This is a genomic window from Streptomyces sp. NPDC026417 (assembly GCF_055567695.1).
Genome location: NZ_JBVHPY010000017.1, coordinates 123,475 through 143,870, shown reverse-complemented (window position 1 = coordinate 143,870; position 20,396 = coordinate 123,475). Strand labels below are relative to the sequence as shown.

The window sequence follows — 20,396 nt, the reverse complement described above, 5'->3', positions numbered from 1 at the left end:
ACCCATGAGTACGAAGCTCCTCTACGCTCCCCATTGCGCCAGTGTTCACTGGCAGAGTCGTGCGGAGCAGGGAGGCGTCGGGATGACCGAGCACGAGCATGTACGGGTGGCGGTGGTCGGCTCCGGGTTCGGAGGGCTCGGAGCCGCCGTGCGGCTGCGCCGTGAGGGCGTGACCGACTTCGTCGTCCTGGAGCGGTCGGGCAGCGTGGGCGGCACCTGGCGGGACAACAGCTATCCCGGGTGCGCCTGCGACGTGCCGTCCCACCTCTACTCGTTCTCCTTCGCGCCCAACCCCGACTGGCCGCGCACCTTCTCCGGCCAGGAGCACATACGCGCCTACCTGGAGCACGTCACCGACCTCTTCGGTCTGCGCCCGCACCTGCGCTTCGACAGCGAGGTCGAGCTGATGCGCTGGGACGACGAGAAGCTGCACTGGGAGATACGGACGGCGAGCGGCACCCTCACCGCCGACCTCGTCGTCTCCGCCACCGGGCCCCTCTCCGACCCGAAGATCCCGGACGTGCCCGGCATCGGCACCTTCCCCGGCAAGGTCTTCCACTCGGCCCGCTGGGACCACGACTTCGACCTGCGCGGCAAGCGGGTCGCCATGATCGGCACGGGCGCCTCCGCCATCCAGATCGTGCCGTCCATCCAGCCCGAGGTGGAGCGGCTGACCCTCTTCCAGCGCACCCCGCCGTGGGTGATGCCCCGCATGGACCGGGCCATCAGCGGAGCCGAGCGCTGGCTGCACCGGCGGCTGCCGTTCACGACGAAGGCCCGGCGCGGACTGCTCTGGGGCATCAGGGAGTTGCAGGTCCAGGCCTTCACCAAGCGGCCCGAGGAGCTGGGCCTGGTCGAGAAGCTGGCCAAGCGGAACATCGCCCGGGCCGTCAAGGACCCGGAGCTGCGCGCCAAGCTGACTCCGGACTACCGCATCGGCTGCAAGCGCATCCTGCTCTCCAACACCTACTATCCGGCGCTCGCCCGGCCCAACGTGGACGTGGTGGCCTCCGGGCTGGCCCGCATCGACGGCTCCACCCTGGTGGCGGCCGACGGCACCGAGACCGAGGCCGACGCGATCGTGTTCGGCACCGGCTTCCACGTCACGGACATGCCGATCGCCGAGCGGGTCGTGGGTGCGGACGGCCGGACGCTCGCCGAGACCTGGAAGGACGGCATGCAGTCGCTGCGCGGCGCCACCGCGGCCGGCTTCCCCAACTGGATGACGATCATCGGTCCCAACACGGGCCTCGGGAATTCCAGCATGATCCTGATGATCGAGTCGCAGCTGAACTACCTCGCCGACTACGTACGGCAGTTGGACGTCCTCGGCGGCCGGGCGGCGCTCGACGCCCGCCCCGCAGCGGTCGACGCCTGGAACCACCGGGTCCAGGAGCGGATGAAGCGCACCGTCTGGAACACCGGCGGATGCAACAGCTGGTACCTGGACGCCAACGGCCGCAACACCACCATCTGGCCCGGCACGACCGCGGAGTTCCGCGGCGCGACCCGGCGTGTGGACCTCGCCGAGTACGAGGTGCTGCGGGCCCCGAGGGCCGCGGGCGCGTCCCGCGACGAGCGGAAGGCCGAGGTGCAGGCGTGAGCCGGATCATGCACGTGGCCAGTGGCCCCTACGCCCCTCCCGTCCCCGAGCGGGTGCTGACCGTGGACTCCGCCGACGGTGCCCGGCTGCACGTCGAGGTGCACGGGCCCGAGGGGGCGCCGGCCGTCGTCCTCGCGCACGGGTGGACCTGCTCGACCGCCTTCTGGGCGGCGCAGATCCGCGACCTCGCGGTCGACCACCGGGTCGTCGCGTACGACCAGCGCGGGCACGGGCGCAGCCCGGCGAGCCCGGCGTGCAGCACCGACGGGCTCGCCGACGACCTGGAGGCGGTGATCCGGGCGACGCTCGCACCCGGCGAGAAGGCCGTGTTCGTGGGTCACTCCATGGGCGGGATGACGCTCATGGCCGCGTCCGCGCGGGCCGCGTTCCGGGAGCACGCGGCCGCCGCGCTGCTGTGCAGCACGGGCAGTTCGCGGCTGGTGGCGGAGTCACTGGTGATCCCGTTGCGTGCGGGGCGGCTGCGGACCCGGCTCACCAAGTCGGTGCTCGGCTCGCGGGCGCCGCTCGGGCCGGTCTCGCCGATCGCCCGGCGGATCCTCAAGTACGGGACCATGGGGCCCGGTTCGTCACCGGTGATGGTCGAGGCCTGCGCGCGGATCGTGCACGCGTGTCCGCGCCGGGTGCGGTACTCCTGGTCGCAGGTGCTCGACCTGCTCGATCTCGACCACGGTGTGCGGGAGCTGCGGGTACCGACCGAGGTGCTGGTCGGTACGGCGGACCGGCTGACGCCGGCCGTGCACGCACGGGCCCTGGTGGCGGCCCTGCCCGAGTGCGTCGGCGTCACGGAGCTGCCGGGGCTCGGGCACATGACGCCCATCGAGGCGCCCGAGCTGGTGACCGCCCGGATCCGGGAGCTCGTCACCACCTACGTACAGCCGCAGCAGCAGGAACAGTCGCGTGATCAGGACGAGTTGAAGGAGGCGGGCGCATGAGCAGGGTGAGCCTGGAGGGACAGGTCGCGGTCGTCACGGGGGCCGCGCGGGGCGTCGGGGAACTCCTCGCGCGCAAGCTCTCCGCACGCGGCGCGAAGATCGCACTCGTCGGTCTGGAGGCGGACGCGCTCAAGCAGGTCTCGGAGCGGCTGCACGGCGAGAGCGACCACTGGTACGCGGACGTCACCGACCACGAGGCCATGGCGAGGGTCGCCGAGGAGGTCAAGCAGCGCTTCGGCAAGGTCGACATCGTCGTCGCCAACGCCGGTGTCGCCAACGGCGGTCCGTTCGTGGACTCCGACCCCGTCGCCTGGCGGCGTGTCATCGAGGTCAACCTGATCGGCTCGGCGGTGACGGCGCGGGCCTTCCTGCCGGTGCTGATGGAGAGCCGCGGCTACCTGCTCCAGATAGCGTCGCTGGCCGCGATCACGCCCGCGCCCATGATGTCCGCGTACTGCGCGTCGAAGTCGGGCGTGGAGGCGTACGCGCACAGCCTGCGCGCCGAGGTGGGCTACAAGGGCGTACGCGTCGGCGTGGGTTACCTCTCCTGGACCGACACGGACATGGTGCGGGGCGCCGACCAGGACGACGTGATGCGGGAGTTGCGCAAGCGGCTGCCGTGGCCGTCGAACAAGACCTACCCGCTGGGTCCGGCGGTCGACCGGATCGTCGCCGGCATCGAGCGGCGGTCGAGCCATGTGTACGCGCAGTGGTGGCTGCGGGGCATGCAGGGCATCCGCGGGTATCTCCCGGCGCTCATCGGGACCGTGGGGCAGCGGGAGATGCGGCGCTTCGAGCCGCGGCTGAACGGTGTCTCCAAGGGCCTGGTGGGAGCGGGCGGGGCGGCCGACGAGGGAGAACGGCACCGCACTTCGCCGTGAGCGGTCCGTGGTCCTCACGGTGAGTGACCGGTCGACATGCGCGGCGTGTCCGCCCGTGCAACTCTGGTCGAGCCCCGATCCCCTCACCCACAACGGGAGTGAATTCCATGGGCATGAAGGACCAGTTCCAGGACAAGGCCGAGCAGCTGCAGCAGCAGGCGAAGAGGAAGTTCGGCGAGCGGCAGGACGAGGCGAGCGAGCGCTCCCCGCAGGAGCGTGAGCGGGCCCAGCAGGGCGCCGAGCACGCCCAGCGCGACGCGCGGGACCGCCTCGACCAGGACTACGACGCCTGATCGCTGCGCCCGGCCTTGGCCGGAAAAAGGGTGCCCTCCGCGAGGAGGGCACCCTTTCGGCGCGTCCGCCCGGCGGCGGGCCGGGCGCGGTGGTGAGAGGCGTGAGCGGGCGGGTCGCGGGGCGGGTCTCGGGCAGCCCCCGCGCAGGGCGGCTCGGCCACGGGGTGGGTCCCGGGCAGCCCCCGCCCAGGGCGGCTCGGCTGCGGGGCGGGCCTCCGGCAGCCCCGCGGAGGGGCGGTCGACGCCGGACTGGGTCGGGCCTCAGTCCGCCTTGCGCGGGGGCAGCTCCGGCCGTGCGCGGTTCGGGACGTCCGAGAGGTCGGGCGGGGACGCGGCCGGGTGGGTGGACAGCAGCTCCAGCGCCAGCTCCACGGCGTCGTCCAGTTGGGCGTGACGGCCCTCGGCCCAGTCCAGGGGGGTGCGCAGGATCTCCAGGTCCGGAGCGACGCCGTGGTTCTCCACCGACCAGCCGTAGGCGTCGAACCAGGCCGCGTTCATCGGGACGGTGATGACCGTGCCGTCGCCGAGCCGGTGCCGTCCCGTCATGCCGACGACTCCGCCCCAGGTGCGCTGGCCGACCACCGGCCCCAGCTTCAGCAGCTTGAACGCCGCCGTGATCATGTCGCCGTCCGAGGCCGTGGCCTCGTCGGCGAGGGCGACCACCGGACCGCGCGGCGCGTTCGACGCGTACGACACGGGCAGGGCGTTGCGGGTGAGGTCCCAGCCCAGGATCCTGCGGGTCAGCGTCTCGACGACCAGTTCGCTGATGTGGCCGCCCGCGTTGCCGCGCACGTCGACGATGAGCGCGGGGCGCGAGACCTCCATGCGCAGGTCGCGGTTGAACTGGGCCCAGCCCGAGCCGCCCATGTCGGGGATGTGCAGGTAGCCGCAGCGGCCGCCGCTCACCTCCCGCACCACCTCGCGTCGTTTGGCCACCCAGTCCTGGTAGCGCAGCGGCCGTTCGTCGATCAGCGGCACCACCGCCACCCGGCGGGAGCGGCCGCCGCCCTCGGCAGGGGTGAACGTCAGCTCCACCGTCGTACCGCCCGCCCCCGCGAGCAGCGGATAGGGGCCGGCGACCGGGTCGACCGGGCGGCCGTCCACATGGGTCAGCACGGCGCCCTCCCGGATGCCCGAACCGGCCAGCGGCGAGCGGGCCTTGGAGTCGGAGGAGTCGCCGGGCAGGATCCGCTTCAGCGTCCACCCGCCTTCCCGGCGCACGAAGTTGGCGCCGAGCAGTCCCTGCCAGCGCTGGTAGTGCGGCGGTCCCTCGTTGCGGCGGGCGGCGGAGACGTAGGCGTGCGAGGTGGCCAGTTCGCCGAGCACCTCGCGCAGCAGATCGGCGAACTCGTCGGGGGAGGCGACCCGTTCGACCAGGGGGCGGTACTGCGCGAGGACCGCGTCCCAGTCGATCCCGCACATGTCGGGGTCCCAGTAGTACGCGCGGATGATGCGACCTGCCTCCGCGTAGGCCTGGCGCCATTCGGCGGGCGGGTCCACCTCGTGCAGGATCCGGCGCAGGTCGATCCAGACGGTCGAGTCGCCGTCGCCGGACTCGGTGGACGGGACGGCCCGCAGGTCGCCCTCGTCGGCGACGACGAGCCGGCTGCCGTCCCCGCTGACCGCGAAGAAGTCCAGATGGTCGACGAGTTCGGACTTCTTCGCCTTGGCGATGTTGAAGTACTCCAGCGTGGGGCGGCCCGTCGTGTCGTCCGGGTTGGCGAAGGTCTCGCCGAGCGCCCCGGAGATCGGCCAGCGCAGCCAGACCAGTCCGCCGCCCGCCACCGGATACAGCGCGGAGTACTTGGAGGCGGTGACCGGGAACGGGGTGACCCGGCTCTCCAGGCCCTCGATCTCCACGGTCGCCGTGCTGCCGTCGTCCGGTCCGTCCCCGACGGGGTCGAGCCCGCCGGCGACCGGCCGTCCGTCCGGGTTCAGCGCGAACGGGGAGGGGGTCGCCGAGGAGAGGGGCACGAGGTAGGGGCGGCAGCCCAGCGGGAAGGACAGGTCGCCGGTGTGCACGTCGTAGACCGGGTCGAAGCCGCGCCACGACAGGAACGCCAGATAGCGGCCGTCCCGGGTGAACACCGGGTTCTCGTCCTCGAATCTGCCGTTGGTGACGTCGACGACCAGGCCGTCCTTGATCCGCGCCATCTTGATCTGCCGCAGTGACCGCCCGATGCCCGGGTGGGACCACGTCAGCCAGCATCCGTCCGGTGAGAACGCCAGGTCCCGCACCGGCCCGTTGTCGGACCTGATCAGCTCGACGGCCGCGCCCGTCCCGGCCGTCCCGGTGTCCCCGGGCTCCTCGGTCGCGTCGATCAGCAGCACCCGCCCGTCGTGCGAGGCGACGGCGAGGCGCTCGCCCCGGGGGTCCGACACGAGCTCCAGAACGCGGCCCAGGTCTCCGGTGGCGGGCCGGCGCGGCTCCCGGTCGCCGGTGGCCCGCGGCAGGTGGGCGATCTCGACGGCGTCCTCGCCGTCGGCGTCGGTGACGTAGGCGACCTGGCCGCCCGAGCCGAGCATCTCGGGGAGCCGGACGCGGATGCCCGGGGTGTCCGTGATGGTGCGCGCCGGACCGTCGCGGTGGGTGAGCCAGTACAGACTGCCGCGTACGACGACGGCACTGGCGCGCCCCGTCTCGTCCACGGAGATGCCGTCGACGTGCTGGGCGGCCGGTACCTGGTATCCGCGTCGGCCCGCGCGCGGCCCGCCCAGGCGGACGTCCAGCCGGCGCGGCACGGAGTCGGCGGCGAGGTCGTCGACGATCCACAGGTCGCCCGCGCACTGGTAGACGACCCGCGTGCCGTCGCTCGACGCGTGCCGGGCGTAGAAGGCGTCGTGGTCGGTGTGCCGGCGCAGGTCGGAGCCGTCGTACGCGCAGGAGTAGAGGTTGCCGATGCCCTCGTGGTCGGAGAGGAAGGCGACCCGCCCGCCGACGAACATCGGGGCACTCAGGTGCCCGTTCAGACCCGCGAGGATCCGCTGCCCGTGCAGCCACAGCCGTCCCGTGGCCCCGCCCCGGTAGCGCTTCCACGCGGCCGGCTCGTGCGGCGGGGTCCCGGTGAGCAGCAGGGTCCTGCGCTCGCCCTCGACGTCGGCGACCTGGATGTCGGAGACCGGGCCCCAGGGCAGCCGGCGTCCGGGGTCGCCGTCGGTGGGCACGCTGTAGGCCCAGGTGAAGTACGAGAACGGCTGGCCGTGCGAGGCGACGGCCAGGATGTGGCAGTTGCCGTCCTGGTCGGGCGGCGCCCAGCCGCAGACCTGGGTGTCGGCGCTGCCCCAGTAGGTGAGCCGCCGTCCGGGGCCGCCGTCGACCGGCGCCAGATGGATCTCCGGGACGAGGCTGCGCCAGCTGGTGTACGCGATGTGGCGGCCGTCGGGGGAGAAGCGCGGGTGGCCGACCTTGGTACGGTCCACGGTGAGCCGCCAGGCGCGTCCGGGGCCGTCGAGCGGGGCCACCCACAGGTCGTCCTCGGCGGCGAAGCACAGCAGGTCGCCGCTGAGGTGCGGGAAGCGCAGATAGCCGGGGGCGGTCTCGTCGGTGGTCGCCTTCTCGTACGCGTCGCTCACCTCCCCATGCTTTGCCGCCCGGGGGGTACCGGCAACTCGGGTGCGCGGGGCGGCAACCGTGACCGACGACACGTACGAAACGGTTTCGTTTCGCTGTCTCCCGGGGTATGTTCGGAGGCGTACGAGACGGTGTCGTCCGGAGCGTGCCGCCCGAAGCGGTCTCGGCGGCGGACGGGCGCGGCAACGGGCGCCCGGCGCGCGCTGCCACGCCGGGGGCGATGCCGGACGCAGTGTCGGGCAGGAGAAGCGGGAGAAGGTGAGTGGGATGGCTGAAGCCGCAACGGTGCGCCGCAGTCGGATCACGCCCGAGCGCGAGGCCGAGCTGTACGCCGCCGTGCTCGACCTGCTGCGCGAGGTCGGCTACGACGCCCTGACGATGGACGCCGTCGCCGCCCGCACCCGGTCCAGCAAGGCCACCCTCTACCGTCAGTGGGGCGGCAAGGCCGAGCTGGTCGTACGGGCGGTGCGGCACCAGAAGCCGCTCAAGCTCGCCGACCTGGACACCGGGTCCCTGCGGGGCGACTTCCACGCCCTGGCCGCACGGCAGGACGACTGCCAGATGGAGCAGGACTCCGCGCTGATGCGGGGTCTGGCCATGGCGGCGCACGGGAACCCGGATCTCCTCAAGGCGTTCCGCGAGTACCTCGTGGAGCCGGAGATGGAGGAGCTGCGCCATGTGCTGCGGCGTGCGGTCGACCGCGGTGAGATCCGCGCGGACAACCCCGCGATGGAGTACGTGATGCACATGCTGATCGGCGCCTTCGCGGCGCGCACCATGATCGACGAGCTGCCGCCCACGCAGGCCTTCATCACCTCGTACATCGACGCCGTGGTCCTCCCCGCTCTCGGCGCCTGATCCCTCGATCCCCTCTCGAGTCCCCGCTGTTCCACTGTCACACCTGACGCGACCGCTCACGTCGTCGGGCTGATCCCCACCGCCGTTCCCCCGTGCCCCACCGGGTGAGCGCACCAGCCCCTGCCATCCGAACGACCTGACCGGGAGTACGCCTTCGTGGCCACGTTCCTCTACAAACTCGGCCGTCTCGCCTTCAGGCGACGGCACTTCGTCGCCCTGATCTGGGTGGCACTCCTCACGCTCGCCGGAGTCGGGGCCGCCTCGGCCCCCACCGCGGGCTCCAGTTCCTTCTCGATCCCGGGCACCGAGGCCCAGAAGGCCTTCGACCTGCTGGAGAATCGTTTCCCCGGGATGAGTGCCGACGGAGCGACCGCACGCGTGGTCTTCCAGGCGCCCGACGGCGAGAAGATGGCCGACCCGGCGAACAAGGCCGCCGTGCGGAAGACCGTCGCCGAACTCGGCGACGGGTCCGAGGTCACCTCCGTCACCGACCCCTTCAAGGCCAAGGCCATCAGCAAGGACGGCACCATCGCGTACGCGCAGGTGTCGTACAAGGTCTCCGGCATGGAGCTCAAGGAGGTCTCCAAGGACGCCCTGAAGGAGGCCGCGCAGGACGCGCGGGAGTCCGGACTCACCGTCGAGGTCGGCGGTGACGCCCTCCAGGCCGTGCCCGAGACCGGGTCCACCGAGATCATCGGCATCGCGATCGCCGCGGTCGTCCTCGTGATCACCTTCGGCTCGCTGATCGCGGCCGGTCTGCCGCTGCTGACCGCGCTGATCGGCGTCGGCATCGGCGTCTCGACCATCACCGCGCTCGCCAAGGCGCTCGACCTCGGCTCCACCACCTCCACCCTCGCGATGATGATCGGCCTCGCCGTCGGCATCGACTACGCCCTCTTCATCGTCTCCCGCTACCGGGCCGAACTGGCCGAGGGACGGGAACGCGAGGAGGCCGCCGGACGGGCCGTCGGCACCGCGGGATCGGCCGTCGTCTTCGCCGGCCTGACCGTCGTCATCGCCCTGGTCGGCCTGGCCGTGGTCAACATCCCGATGCTGACCAAGATGGGCGTCGCGGCGGCGGGCACGGTCGCCATCGCCGTCCTTATCGCGCTCACCATGATCCCCGCGCTCCTCGGCTACGTGGGCCGCAAGGTGCAGCCCGCGGGACAGAAGAGCCGCCTCCTCGGCGGCGGCCGGAAGAAGGCGCAGGACGCCGCGGCGGGCGAGCGCCCCAACATGGGCACCCGCTGGGCACGTTTCGTCGTCCGCCGCCCCCTCGCCGTGCTGCTCCTCGGCGTCGTCGGCCTGGGCGCCGCGGCCGTCCCCGCCGCCTCGCTGGAGCTGGGTCTGCCGGACGACGGCTCCCAGCCGACCTCCACCACGCAGCGCCGCGCCTACGACCTGCTGTCCGACGGTTTCGGCCCCGGCTTCAACGGCCCGCTCATGGTCGTCGTGGACGCCCGCTCCAGTGACGACCCCAAGGGCGCCGTCGGCACGGTGTCCGACACCGTCGAGAAGCTCGACGACGTCGTGTCGGTCACCCCGGCGACCTTCAACAAGGCCGGCGACACGGCCATGATCAGCGTCATCCCCGACTCCAAGCCGTCCTCGGTGCGCACCGAGGACCTGGTCCACGAGATCCGGGACGCGGGCGGCACCATCAGGGCCGACTCCGGCGCGACGGTCCTGGTCACCGGCTCCACGGCCATGAACATCGACTTCTCGCAGAAGCTCAACGACGCGCTCGTCCCGTACCTGGCGCTGGTGGTCGGCCTGGCCTTCCTCCTGCTGATCGTGGTGTTCCGCTCGATCCTGGTGCCGCTGAAGGCGGCCCTCGGCTTCCTGCTCTCGGTGATGGCCGCGCTCGGCGCCGTCGTCGCGGTCTTCCAGTGGGGCTGGCTGGCCGGCCTGATCGGCGTCGAGGAGACCGGCCCGATCATGTCGATGATGCCGATCTTCATGGTCGGCGTGGTCTTCGGCCTCGCGATGGACTACGAGGTGTTCCTCGTGACCCGGATGCGGGAGGCGTACGTCCACGGGGAGCGGCCCGGCCAGGCGATCGTGACCGGTTTCCGGCACGGTGCCCGGGTGGTGACCGCCGCCGCCGTCATCATGATCGCCGTCTTCTCCGGCTTCATCGGCTCCAGCGAGGCGATGATCAAGATGATCGGCTTCGGGCTCGCCATCGCCGTCTTCTTCGACGCGTTCGTGGTCCGCATGGCGGTCGTCCCGGCGGTGCTCGCCCTGCTCGGCAAGCGGGCCTGGTGGCTGCCGAAGTGGCTTGACCGGGCGATCCCGAACGTCGACGTCGAGGGCGAGGGGCTGCGCGCCCACGACGCCGCCGGTCCGAAGGACGACGACGAGGACCGGGAGCTGGTACGGGTCTGACCCGACCGCCGCACGTCCGGCCGGCCGCCGGTGAGGGCCCCCGCGAGGGGCGTCCTCACCGGCGGCCGTCGCCGTTGCCGGGCACGCCGAGGCGTACCTCCGCCCATACGGTCTTGCGCGGGGGCGGGCCCGGCATGACGCCCCAGCGGTCGGCGAGCGTGTCCACGAGCAGCAGACCGCGGCCCGACTCGGCGTCCGCGGGTGCCTCCCCGGTGAGGGCGGGGAGAGCGTCACCGCGCGTGTCCGTCACCTCGATCCGGAGCGTGTCGCCGACCACGAGCAGCGTCAGCCGGAAGTCCCGGCCCGAAACCCGGCCATGGGTCGCCGCGTTGGCCGCCAGCTCGGCGACGACGTGGGCCGCCGCCTCCAACGGCAGCTCCCAGCAGCGCAGTTGCTCCACCGCGAGCAGCCTGGCCAGTCGGGCACCGCGGGGCGTGGGGGACAGCAGCACGCTGAAGTTGCGGAAGGGGCTCACACCTTGCGGCCGGGGCCCGCGGGTCTCTTGGTTCACGTCACTCAGCGTGGCCGACTCTGCTTACGCTGAGCGGTGATCGCGCCCGTACGTACGGTCACTGTCCGGCCGCCGTCCCGATCTGTCCGGGCTGTCCGGCGGGCGTACGGGTACGGCTGCGCGTGGGAGGTGGGTGGACATGAGCGGCGAGGCGGTGGACGAGCCCGGCTGGGACGTCGCCCCGGAGGACGAGATCGCTCCGGTGGTGGAGGCGACGGGTCGCCAGATCCGGCTCTGGCGGGAGGCGGCGGGCCTGCGGGCGGCCGACTTCGGGGAGGCCGTCGGGTACGGCGAGGACCTGGTCCGCAAGGTGGAGCGCGGGGCGCGCATTCCCCGCCCGGAGTTCCTGGACAGGGCGGACGAGGTCCTGAAGGCGGGCGGCCGCATCAGGGCGTTCCGCGAGGACATGGAGAAGGCCCGGTACCCGAAGAAGGTACGGGAGCTGAAGCTGTTGGAGGAGCGGGCGGTCGAGCTGCTGCTCTACGGCAACCACAACATCCATGGGCTGTTGCAGACGCGGGAGTACTCCGCGGCGTTGTTCGGAACATGGCGCCCGACCCTCTCGCCGGACGAGCTGGAACGGGCGGTGGCCGCACGCATGGCACGGCAGTCCATCTATGACAGGGCTCCCGCGCCCGAAATCAGCTTCGTGCAGGAGGAGGTGACACTGCGTCGCCCGGTCGGAGGCGCGATCGTGCTGCGCCGTCAGCTCGAACACATGCTGGAACTGGCGCAGTTGCCGCATGTCGAACTCCAGGTGATGCCGACCTCCCATGCTGACCATCCGGGACCGGCCGGGCGGATTCAGGTGCTGAAGTTCGGGGACGGCACTGCCGTGGGGCGCACCGACGACGAGTTCGGCGGACGGCCGGTCTCGGAACCCCGCCAGCTCCGGATCCTCGAACTGCGGTATGGCATCATCCGGGCCCAGGCCCTCTCGCCAAGGGAGTCCCGGGCCTTCATCGAGCAACTGCTGGGAGAGACATGACCCGCATACCCTCGGCAGAGGACGCTTCCGGCCTTGCGTGGATCAAGAGCAGCTACAGCGACAGCAGCAATCCCAGCGACTGCGTCGAGATAGCCACCACCCCCTCGACGATCCACATCCGCGACTCCAAGAACACCCGGGGGCCTCGCGTCACGGTGGCCCCGGTCGCCTGGGCGGAGTTCCTGGGGTACGTGTCCGCCGGGTAGGAGGACATGGCCCGCGTTGGCCGGATATGCATTGCGACTGCAATGGCCCGCTGATACACATGGATCTCCTGAACACACGCGAAAATCACGGGGGTTGGCGTGACGGGGTGGGACATCGCGCCCGCGGGAGTGCAGTCGGTGATCTCCAAGGTGCGGGACTCCGCCGACGGGATGAACGCAGGCATCACGCTGTACGGCCAGTGCGTGCGAGGTGCCATGGAGTCGGCCGGGACCCTGGCGTTCGGCGGTGAGGCGGGTGCCCCCGGCCGGGCGGCCGGCCTCGTCTCCGTGGCGCTCGGCCAGTTCGTCGAGGGGACCGAGGCGGACGTGGCCTTTTTGCCGTTGCGTGCGAGCAACTCGGCAAACGGAGCGGTGGAGGCGACCAACGCCTATGTCGCGGGGAACCTGGAGCAGGCGTGGAACGCGCAGCACCAGGCGACCCTGGCACCGGACGTCACCGCGTTGCTGGAGGCGGCCCACAAGAAGGCGGGCGGCGCCAGGTGATCAGCCCGGAGAAGATACCGGCCTTCACCGGAGACCTGGTCGAACTCCAGCGCGAGATCGGCTTCATGCGCCAGGCGGCCAAGGCGATTCGTGAGCACGGCAGCGCCGTGAACGCCCGCTTCCAGCATCTGGACGCGTCGTACACGGCGCCGGAGGCAGGGCAGCTCTTCGCCACGACGCATGCCGTGGAGGAGAGGGCGGGTTCGTTCGCGGACGACCTGGAGACCGTGGCCGGCGCCCTGACCGATTACGTGGTCGAAGTCGCCGAGATCGTGCGGCAGCTGGAGTCGCTGCGCGGGCAGGCGGCGGTGTTCGTGGAGTCGGTCAGGGGTGACCAGGGGGTCTTCCGGGACTGGACGAGCGATCAGGACAAGGTCGACGAGCACCAGGCCATCTGGGACGGCGTGAACGCCGCTGTCGCGGCCTTCCAGCGGGCCGAAGTGACGTGTGCGGACAGGATCACCGCCACGGTCGGCGGCACGCGGTGGCACATCGACGACGGAAGCCCGAAGCAGAAGAACGCCTATGGCTTCAGCGCGGACCAGCTGGGGCAGGCCGACGAGCTTCCCTGGGGCAGCCCGGCACACCACACGTCCATGCCCTTCGGGATGGACTACCACCTGCGGGAGTTCGGCGTCAGCGTCTACGACAACGCCGCGGGCGCTGTGGAGGGTCTGGTGAACCTCTTCAGCCCCGGTGAGGAGGGGGCGGCGACGCGGGAAGGTCTGGGCAAGGTCTTCATCGGCCTCGGCGGCTACGTGCTGGACCCGCTGAACGACAGGGACGATCTCAACCCCGGGTTCGACCGGCTGATGGACGAGAACAGGCCGTACGCGAAGGAGTTCGCCAAGTCCTTCGTCGGCTGGGACGACTGGTCGACGAACCCGGCGAAGGCCGCCGGCACCGTCGTCTTCAACGGCCTCACGCTCGGGGCGGGGCCCCTGGGTGCGGCGTCCAGAGCGGGCGGTGCGGCGGGGAAGGCGGGTGCGGGTGCGCGGATCGCGGGTGGTCTGGCCAAGGTCGGGGAGGTCCTCGACCCGATCGGCGCGGCGACGAAAACGGTGGGTGCGGCGGCCCGGATTCTCCCCAAGGTCTCCGAGCTGACGTCCGGCATCCGGGCCGCCACGGACGTGGCCGGTGCCTCGGATGCCGCGCACAGCGTCATCCATCTCTCCGACGGCTCGCAGTTGCGTGTCTCGGACGGTGAGTTCATCCCCGGCCGCAGGGGCGTCGCCGACCCGAGCCCGGCCCCGCACGAGCCGTCGGCCGCGGCCCGCGTCCCGAGAGTCGAGACCGGGCACCCTCGGGACCTGGTCGGCGCGGGAGCCCGCACCCCGCAGGCCACGGCCCACCCGGGCGACCACCTGCCTCCGCGGGGCTCCCACGACACGCCGCTCGGAGGTGGCGATCACCGGCCGCCGGCGCACGACGCGCCTCGGAGCGGTCCCGGGGAAGGCCGCGACCCCGGGCCGCACCGCTCGGACGCGGGAGCGCAGGGCACTTCGGAGACTGCGCAACCCGGAGGTTCGCGGAGTTCATCCAGCGGCGGTGACGCCGGTCCGCCCGAGGGTCCTCCGCACGATGCCGCGCACGGCAGCCACGGTGGTGCAGGTGCGGACCTGCCGGGGGAGGGGCAACCGTCTCCCGGCGAGCATGCGGACGGTCCGCCTGACATCGATCCGGCCTCGTACGTCGGGAACGCGGACGACGCCGCCCATTCCCACACCGGCCGGATGCAGCCGGATCAGGAATCGGCCGTCCTCGCAGAACTCGACCGCGCGAAAATGGACGCACGGGATCAGGCCGCTGTGCTGCGTTCCCTGCGCAAGGATCCCTACGGCGCCGGTGTGGCCGAGATGCTTGCCCGAGGGCACCTGCGCGGTATCGAGGGCTACGACCATCTGCTGGACATGTGCAAGAAGGGGCCGTCCAAGGGTGATCCCAAAGGCATGGTTCCCGCCGCTCACATGGCCATGCGGCTTGCCACGGACCTGCAGGGCCGCGGGGTCGGCCGCGTGGGAGTCGAGCTGGACACGGCGACCTTCGACCTCGACGTCTACACACGGCATCCCGACGGGTCCGTCGATTACGGCTATCAGCTCAAGGACGTCGACAACATCAAGGGCATCAAGAGCGCTGCCAGGAAGGCGGCATCGCAACTGGTGCACGAAGGAATCGGTCATCGAGTGGCCATTCTGGACGTGCATCAGCCGAGGGGAAGTCTCACTCCCGCGATGTTCAATGAAGCAGAATTTCAGGCCCGGAAGTGTGGAGGTACCTTCCTTCTGCGCTTCACCGATGGCTCGGTCACTGTCCCGCCGGGCGGACACACATTCCCGTAAGGATCTACCTTGTCAATCTTGATGCGTGCACCGAGGGAGTGCGGTTCCTGGTTCTGGGATCTCGACGAGATCGCCGCACCCGGTCTGGAGTCGGCGCTGGCGACGGCAGCGCGCATGAGCGAAGTGCTCGACCGCCTGGAGCTGCTCACCCCGACCGCCCTCGAATACCGGTGGTACGTCATGGACGTCGGTGCCACCGGCGTCAAGAGCACCCTGGAACTCCCGGTACCCCTGAGCGATCCGAACCTGGCGGAGCGGCTTCGGGGAAGTCGCCCGGTCGCCTTCCCCGAAGCAGAGATCGACACCGTCCATGTCGTCGGCTCGGGCATCTGGATCGATGCGGCAGGGAAGAAGCGCGAGGAACCCGGGCTGATCGATCTGTCCGTCTCGCCCGCTCCCACGGGTCTCTCGGCCGAGTTGGCCGTCCATCACGACATCTGGGCCTGGTACGACTTCTCGGGCCGTCCGCATCCCGACGTCCATCAGCGCAACGCACCACGCCTCGCAGCCGCCCTGAAGGAACTCACTGCAGTACTGGGTGTGTCTCCGGAACCGGGTGACCCGACCTATTTCGGCGTGGCCACGGCAGACGGCCTCGCCACCCCGGACGCCTACGAAGACGGTCTGGGCCCGGACCTGACCGGCCGGCTCTGAGCGGTGCAGGCCGTGAGTGACCGGCGGGCGGGTGGCGGAGTCGTGAGTGTCTGCCGTCTCCAGGAGGAGGTGATCCGGTGACCCAGGACCTCATCGCTCTCACGCCCCGTATGCCGGATCTGCGTACCCTGCTGGCCGGGTTGCATGCCGGGGGGCCGGCGTTGCGGGTGGAGGGCTTGGCGGAAGGGGCCGCTGTCCGGCTGTGTGCGCAGGACGGGCGGGCCCTCGTGACCGTCGAGGCGCCGTGCCTCGTACAGGTGCCGGGCGAGGCCGCCCGGCTGCTGGGTGCGGACCTGGCCGTGGACGCCCCGTTCTGGTGGACCGAGGTGCGGGCGGTGACGGCCGTCGAGGAGGCCGGACGACTGGCCGCGTCCGTCGCCGGGCGGCTGACCGCCGTGCTGGGAGGCACCACGTGGCCACGGGGCGTCGCCCACACCGGCGTCGTGACCGTCCCGCCGGGCGGCGCTCTCGCGGACGTCAGCGACGGACCGGCCGACCGGGACGCCCTTCCGGCCGCCGCTCCCGACATCGTCACCGCGCACGCGGCCGTCGTCCTCCAGGACCGCCCCGTCGTCGCGGCCACCACCTGGCTCACCGAAGCCCTCGGCGCCGCCACCGCCACGGGGCGGGAGCTGCAGATCGTCACGGAGCCCGGCGCCCGGCTCACCATGCCCGCCCGCACGCTGCTGACCGGACTGGCCGCCCGCTGGGTCGTACGTGATCCCGAGTGCGGCTACTACGACGGGCTCACCGGCGCCGTGACGCACTGGCACGAAGGACGGTTCGCCCCGGCCCGGACAGCCGACGGCACCGCGGTGGTCGCGCCGGCCTTCGACCGCGCACCCGTCTCCGGGGGCAGCGGTGAACAGCAGCTGCTCCTGTCCCTCCGCACCACCCGCACCGCCGGGGAACACCTCCGACTCGGTGGCGCGCTGGAAACCGCGTGGAGCACCCTCACCGGCTCCCCACCGGCCGGTTGGTCCACCGCCGAGCCCGTCAACCTCCCCTGGTCGACCGCGCAGTTGACGGAGCTGGCCCGCACCAGGGCCCGCAGATCGGCCGGCACCTGGCTGGTCGTCGTGGGACGGCCGGATCACCCCGCGATCGCCACGCTGCGCGTCGCGCACACACCCGCCGGGATCGAGGAGCACATCACCCTTGCCGCCGGCTACGCCGCAGACCGGGTTCCGCCCCTGGACGCGCTCACCGGACTCGCCGAAACGCTCGTCACCGGGCACGGGCTCACGTCGATGCTCACCCACGTACGAGCGGCCGCCGCCGACCTGACCACCGGGCCGCACCGCGAGGAACCGGCGACACCCCTGACCTTCACCTTGGGGCCCGAGGCGGTCCGGGCGGTCGGCCGTGACGCGGCCGACCGGGTCCCCGGACCGCGTCCGTCCCGCCTGGGGCCCGCCGCGCGGCCGGCCCTGCACTACACCTTCACCGCAGCGGATGAACCGGCCGCCCGCCAGCAGCTCCGGCACGTGCTCGCGGGGGCGTCCCGCGTCAGTGCGCCACCGGCGCGGCCGCGGCCAGGTACGTGCGGCGCAGGAAGCGGATGAGGGTCTTCGCGTCGAACTGGACGACCGCGGTTCCCTTGGGGGAGTGGAACTCCATGATCGCCTGGACCCGGCCGCAGGGCCAGATCTCGACATTGCCGCTGCGGACCGGGGTGCGCAGGCCGCGTTCCAGCAGCTCGCGGGAGAACGTCCACTCGTGGGGGCCGGGGAGGCCGATCCGGACGTCGAGGGGGTCGGCATCGGGGTCGTAGCGCAGGACGACCGGGACGGCGTTCTCGCCTTCCTGGGTTTCCGTGACGATGTGGACTCGCGCGTACTGTTCGACGACGGACATCGGACGGCTCCTCACGCTGCGTAACCCGAGCCGAAGCTGTCGATCCGCTTCCGCTTCCCCTCCAATGTCGCATATTTCGCGGAAGTCGCCCCCGGACCCGTTTTCGGTGGCCCCGGACTATTCATAGGGCGGTCGCTCTTGCAACTCGTTCGCAACAAGGCGCTATCCTCGAACGGTGCATGTGCCTGACGGATTCATCAACGCCCCGGTCTCCGCGGTCACCGGCGTGGTCGCCGCCGGTGCCATCGCCGTGAGCCTCAAGGGGGCCCGCCGCGAGCTGGACGAGAGGACCGCGCCGCTCGCCGGCCTGGTCGCCGCCTTCATCTTCGCCGTACAGATGCTGAACTTCCCGGTCGCCGCCGGGACCAGCGGACACCTGCTGGGCGGCGCACTGGCGGCGATACTCGTCGGCCCCTTCACCGGGGTCCTCTGCGTGTCCGTGGTGCTGCTGATGCAGGGCATCCTCTTCGCGGACGGCGGCCTCACCGCGCTCGGGGTGAACATCACCGACATGGCGATCGTCACGACCGTGGTGGCGTACGCCGCCTTCCGCGGCCTGGTGAAGGTGCTCCCGCGCAAGCGGAGCTCGATCACCGCCGCCGCCTTCGTCGCCGCGCTGCTCTCCGTACCCGGCGCCGCCGTCGCCTTCACCTTCCTCTACGCGCTCGGCGGCACCACCGACGTCTCGATCACCAAGGTCGCCACCGCCATGATCGGCGTCCACGTCCTCATCGGCCTCGGCGAGGCGGCGATCACCGCCCTCACGGTCGGCGCCGTGATCGCCGTACGGCCGGACCTCGTGCACGGGGCGCGGGGCCTCCAGCCGCGGCTGAAGCTGCGCGTCAACGGCGAGCTGGTCGACGCCCCGGGCACCGCCACCGTCCCGGTGGCCGCCCGGACCTCCCGGCGTGCCGTCTGGGCCACCGGTCTGGCCGCCTCCGTCGTCCTCGCGGGCTTCGTGAGCTTCTACGCCTCCGCCAGCCCCGACGGTCTGGAGAAGGTCGCCCACGACCAGGGCATCGACAAGAAGGCCGAGGAGCACGCCGCGTCCGACTCGCCGCTCGCCGACTACGGCGTCAAGGACGTCTCCGACGCCCGGATCTCCGGGGGTCTCGCGGGCGTGATCGGCGTCGGCGTCACCGTCGTCGCGGGCACCGGAGTCTTCTGGGCGGTCCGCAGGCGCCGGTCGGGGGACGCCTCGCCCGCCTCCCTCCCCGAGGGCGTCTGAGATGGGTGCGGGCCACGCCCACAAGCTCTACCGGCACGGGCACTCGCCGGTGCACAGCCTGCCGCCGCACACCAAACTCGCCGCGGCCTTCGGCTTCGTGGTCGTCGTGGTGTCCACCCCGCGCGAGGCGATGTGGGCGTTCGCGCTGTACGCGGTGCTCCTCGCCGGCGTCGCGTACCGGGCCCGCGTGCCCGCGCCCTTCCTCCTGAAGCGCCTGCTGATCGAGGTCCCCTTCGTCGCCTTCGCGGTGCTCATGCCGTTCGTCGCGGAGGGCGAGCGCGTGGACGTGCTCGGCATGTCCCTGAGCGTGAACGGACTCTGGGGCGCCTGGAACGTCCTCGCCAAGGGGACGCTGGGCGTCGCGGCCTCCGTACTCCTCGCCTCCACGACCGAGCTGCGCGAACTGCTCCTCGGCCTCCAGCGCCTGAAGCTCCCGCCGCTCCTCGTGCAGATCGCGTCCTTCATGATCCGCTACGGGGACGTCATCACGGACGAGATGCGGCGCATGCGCATCGCGCGCGAGTCCCGCGGCTTCGAGGCCCGCGGTGTCCGTCAGTGGGGCGTCCTCGCCAAGTCGGCGGGCGCGCTCTTCATCCGCTCCTACGAGCGCGGGGAGCGCGTGCACCTGACCATGGTGAGCCGGGGATACGCCGGCTCGATGCCGGTGATCGACGAGGTGACCGCGTCCCGGGCCCAGTGGACCCACGCCCTCACCCTCCCCCTCGCCGCCCTCGTCGTCTGTCTGCTGGGATGGACCCTGTGACCCCTTCTGGATGGACCCTGTGACCCCCACCGCGCTCCCGCCCTCCCTGGAAGTCGCCGGGCTGGCCTTCGCCTACCCCGACGGCCACCAGGCCCTCTTCGGCGTCGACTTCACCATCGGGCGGGGCGAGCGGGTGGCCCTGCTCGGGCCGAACGGCGCCGGCAAGACCACGCTCGTGCTGCACCTCAACGGCATCCTGTCCGGCGGCGCCGGGACCGTGACGGTCGCCGGACTCCCGGTCGGCCGGAAGCACATGGCGGAGATCCGGCGCAAGGTCGGCATCGTCTTCCAGGACCCCGACGACCAGCTCTTCATGCCGACCGTGCGCGAGGACGTGGCGTTCGGACCCGCCGCGGCCGGACTGAAGGGGGAGGCGCTGGAGAGCCGCGTGCGCACGGCCCTGGAGCAGGTCGGCATGGAGTCCTACGCCGATCGCCCGCCGCACCACCTCTCCTTCGGGCAGCGCCGCCGGGTGGCCGTGGCCACGGTCCTCGCGATGGAGCCGGAGATCCTCGTCCTGGACGAGCCCTCCTCCAACCTCGACCCGGCCTCGCGGCGCGAACTCGCCGACATCCTGCGGTCGTTGGACGTCACCGTGTTCATGGTCACGCACGACCTGCCGTACGCCCTGGAGCTGTGCCCCCGCGCCCTCGTCCTCAGCGACGGAGTCATCGCGGCCGACGGGAAGACCGGCGAACTGCTCTCGGACGACGCGCTGATGCGCAGCCACCGGCTGGAGCTGCCCTTCGGCTTCGACCCCCGCTCCGTGACAATGGGCGCGTGACGAACGAAGAGA

18 protein-coding genes are annotated in these 20,396 nt (G+C 71.7%); 15 read left to right on the top strand and 3 right to left on the bottom strand.

All coding sequences use genetic code 11. The features are described from left to right. Window positions 1-82 precede the first annotated feature (82 nt). The 4 genes from ACZ4NT_RS25710 (at window position 83) to ACZ4NT_RS25695 (ending at window position 3,730) form a co-directional block, all read left to right on the top strand. Window positions 83-1,603, top strand: coding sequence for a flavin-containing monooxygenase (locus ACZ4NT_RS25710; protein ID WP_121402416.1), 1,521 nt, complete (start codon window positions 83-85; stop codon window positions 1,601-1,603). Further along, window positions 1,600-2,556, top strand: a complete 957-nt coding sequence (locus tag ACZ4NT_RS25705; protein ID WP_467727838.1) for an alpha/beta fold hydrolase — start codon at window positions 1,600-1,602, stop codon at window positions 2,554-2,556. The genes ACZ4NT_RS25710 and ACZ4NT_RS25705 overlap by 4 nt, the downstream gene beginning before the upstream one ends. After that, window positions 2,553-3,437 carry an SDR family oxidoreductase gene (locus ACZ4NT_RS25700; RefSeq protein WP_121402418.1) on the top strand — a complete coding sequence of 295 codons (885 nt, stop codon included), beginning with the start codon at window positions 2,553-2,555 and terminating at the stop codon, window positions 3,435-3,437. The genes ACZ4NT_RS25705 and ACZ4NT_RS25700 overlap by 4 nt, the downstream gene beginning before the upstream one ends. A gap of 107 nt (window positions 3,438-3,544) precedes the next feature. Next, a complete protein-coding gene (locus tag ACZ4NT_RS25695) occupies window positions 3,545-3,730 on the top strand; it encodes a hypothetical protein (protein WP_121402419.1) in 186 nt (61 codons plus the stop codon). A 261-nt stretch (window positions 3,731-3,991) separates the two neighbouring features. Here the strand turns inward: ACZ4NT_RS25695 and ACZ4NT_RS25690 are convergent, their stop codons facing one another. Beyond that, window positions 3,992-7,303 (bottom strand): S41 family peptidase, encoded by a 3,312-nt coding sequence (locus tag ACZ4NT_RS25690; RefSeq protein WP_467727835.1) that lies wholly within the window; start codon window positions 7,301-7,303, stop codon window positions 3,992-3,994. A gap of 265 nt (window positions 7,304-7,568) precedes the next feature. Here ACZ4NT_RS25690 and ACZ4NT_RS25685 point away from each other — a divergent pair, with 265 nt between their 5' ends. After that, window positions 7,569-8,159 carry a TetR/AcrR family transcriptional regulator gene (locus ACZ4NT_RS25685; protein WP_467727834.1) on the top strand — a complete coding sequence of 197 codons (591 nt, stop codon included), beginning with the start codon at window positions 7,569-7,571 and terminating at the stop codon, window positions 8,157-8,159. A gap of 156 nt (window positions 8,160-8,315) precedes the next feature. Then, window positions 8,316-10,547: an MMPL family transporter gene (locus ACZ4NT_RS25680; RefSeq protein WP_121402422.1), complete on the top strand. Its 2,232-nt coding sequence runs from the start codon at window positions 8,316-8,318 to the stop codon at window positions 10,545-10,547. A gap of 55 nt (window positions 10,548-10,602) precedes the next feature. On the opposite strand, the gene ACZ4NT_RS25675 is transcribed toward ACZ4NT_RS25680, so the two are convergent. Beyond that, a complete protein-coding gene (locus tag ACZ4NT_RS25675) occupies window positions 10,603-11,058 on the bottom strand; it encodes an ATP-binding protein (protein WP_467727831.1) in 456 nt (151 codons plus the stop codon). Between the two features lie 139 nt (window positions 11,059-11,197). Here ACZ4NT_RS25675 and ACZ4NT_RS25670 point away from each other — a divergent pair, with 139 nt between their 5' ends. The 6 genes from ACZ4NT_RS25670 to ACZ4NT_RS25645 all read left to right on the top strand — a co-directional run bounded on the left by ACZ4NT_RS25670 (window position 11,198) and on the right by ACZ4NT_RS25645 (window position 17,317). Next, on the top strand, window positions 11,198-12,046 hold the full coding sequence (locus ACZ4NT_RS25670; protein WP_467727829.1) for a helix-turn-helix domain-containing protein: 849 nt from the start codon (window positions 11,198-11,200) through the stop codon (window positions 12,044-12,046). Beyond that, a complete protein-coding gene (locus ACZ4NT_RS25665; RefSeq protein ID WP_467727827.1) occupies window positions 12,043-12,252 on the top strand; it encodes a DUF397 domain-containing protein in 210 nt (69 codons plus the stop codon). The genes ACZ4NT_RS25670 and ACZ4NT_RS25665 overlap by 4 nt, the downstream gene beginning before the upstream one ends. Before the next feature lie 99 nt (window positions 12,253-12,351). Then, the gene (locus tag ACZ4NT_RS25660; protein ID WP_220784157.1) at window positions 12,352-12,756 is read left to right on the top strand and encodes a DUF6507 family protein; all 405 of its coding nucleotides are present in this window, start codon (window positions 12,352-12,354) and stop codon (window positions 12,754-12,756) included. After that, a complete protein-coding gene (locus tag ACZ4NT_RS25655) occupies window positions 12,753-15,098 on the top strand; it encodes a hypothetical protein (RefSeq protein ID WP_467727826.1) in 2,346 nt (781 codons plus the stop codon). The genes ACZ4NT_RS25660 and ACZ4NT_RS25655 overlap by 4 nt, the downstream gene beginning before the upstream one ends. Before the next feature lie 21 nt (window positions 15,099-15,119). Continuing rightward, window positions 15,120-15,752: a hypothetical protein gene (locus ACZ4NT_RS25650; protein ID WP_121402427.1), complete on the top strand. Its 633-nt coding sequence runs from the start codon at window positions 15,120-15,122 to the stop codon at window positions 15,750-15,752. A 77-nt stretch (window positions 15,753-15,829) separates the two neighbouring features. Beyond that, a complete protein-coding gene (locus tag ACZ4NT_RS25645) occupies window positions 15,830-17,317 on the top strand; it encodes a DUF6177 family protein (protein WP_467727824.1) in 1,488 nt (495 codons plus the stop codon). On the opposite strand, the gene ACZ4NT_RS25640 is transcribed toward ACZ4NT_RS25645, so the two are convergent. Beyond that, on the bottom strand, window positions 17,262-17,609 hold the full coding sequence (locus tag ACZ4NT_RS25640) for an SsgA family sporulation/cell division regulator (RefSeq protein WP_121402429.1): 348 nt from the start codon (window positions 17,607-17,609) through the stop codon (window positions 17,262-17,264). The genes ACZ4NT_RS25645 and ACZ4NT_RS25640 overlap by 56 nt on opposite strands. Window positions 17,610-17,784: 175 nt before the next feature. Between ACZ4NT_RS25640 and ACZ4NT_RS25635 the strand changes: the two genes are divergently transcribed. From ACZ4NT_RS25635 to ACZ4NT_RS25625, 3 genes are read left to right on the top strand one after another with little or no spacing between them, the layout of a single operon-like run. Continuing rightward, entirely contained in the window at window positions 17,785-18,837 is a 1,053-nt protein-coding gene (locus ACZ4NT_RS25635) for an energy-coupling factor ABC transporter permease (protein ID WP_121402430.1), read from the top strand. A 1-nt stretch (window position 18,838) separates the two neighbouring features. After that, a complete protein-coding gene (gene cbiQ / locus ACZ4NT_RS25630) occupies window positions 18,839-19,600 on the top strand; it encodes a cobalt ECF transporter T component CbiQ (RefSeq protein ID WP_467727821.1) in 762 nt (253 codons plus the stop codon). Between the two features lie 10 nt (window positions 19,601-19,610). Further along, on the top strand, window positions 19,611-20,384 hold the full coding sequence (locus ACZ4NT_RS25625) for an ABC transporter ATP-binding protein (RefSeq protein ID WP_121402432.1): 774 nt from the start codon (window positions 19,611-19,613) through the stop codon (window positions 20,382-20,384). The last annotated feature ends 12 nt before the right edge of the window (window positions 20,385-20,396 follow it).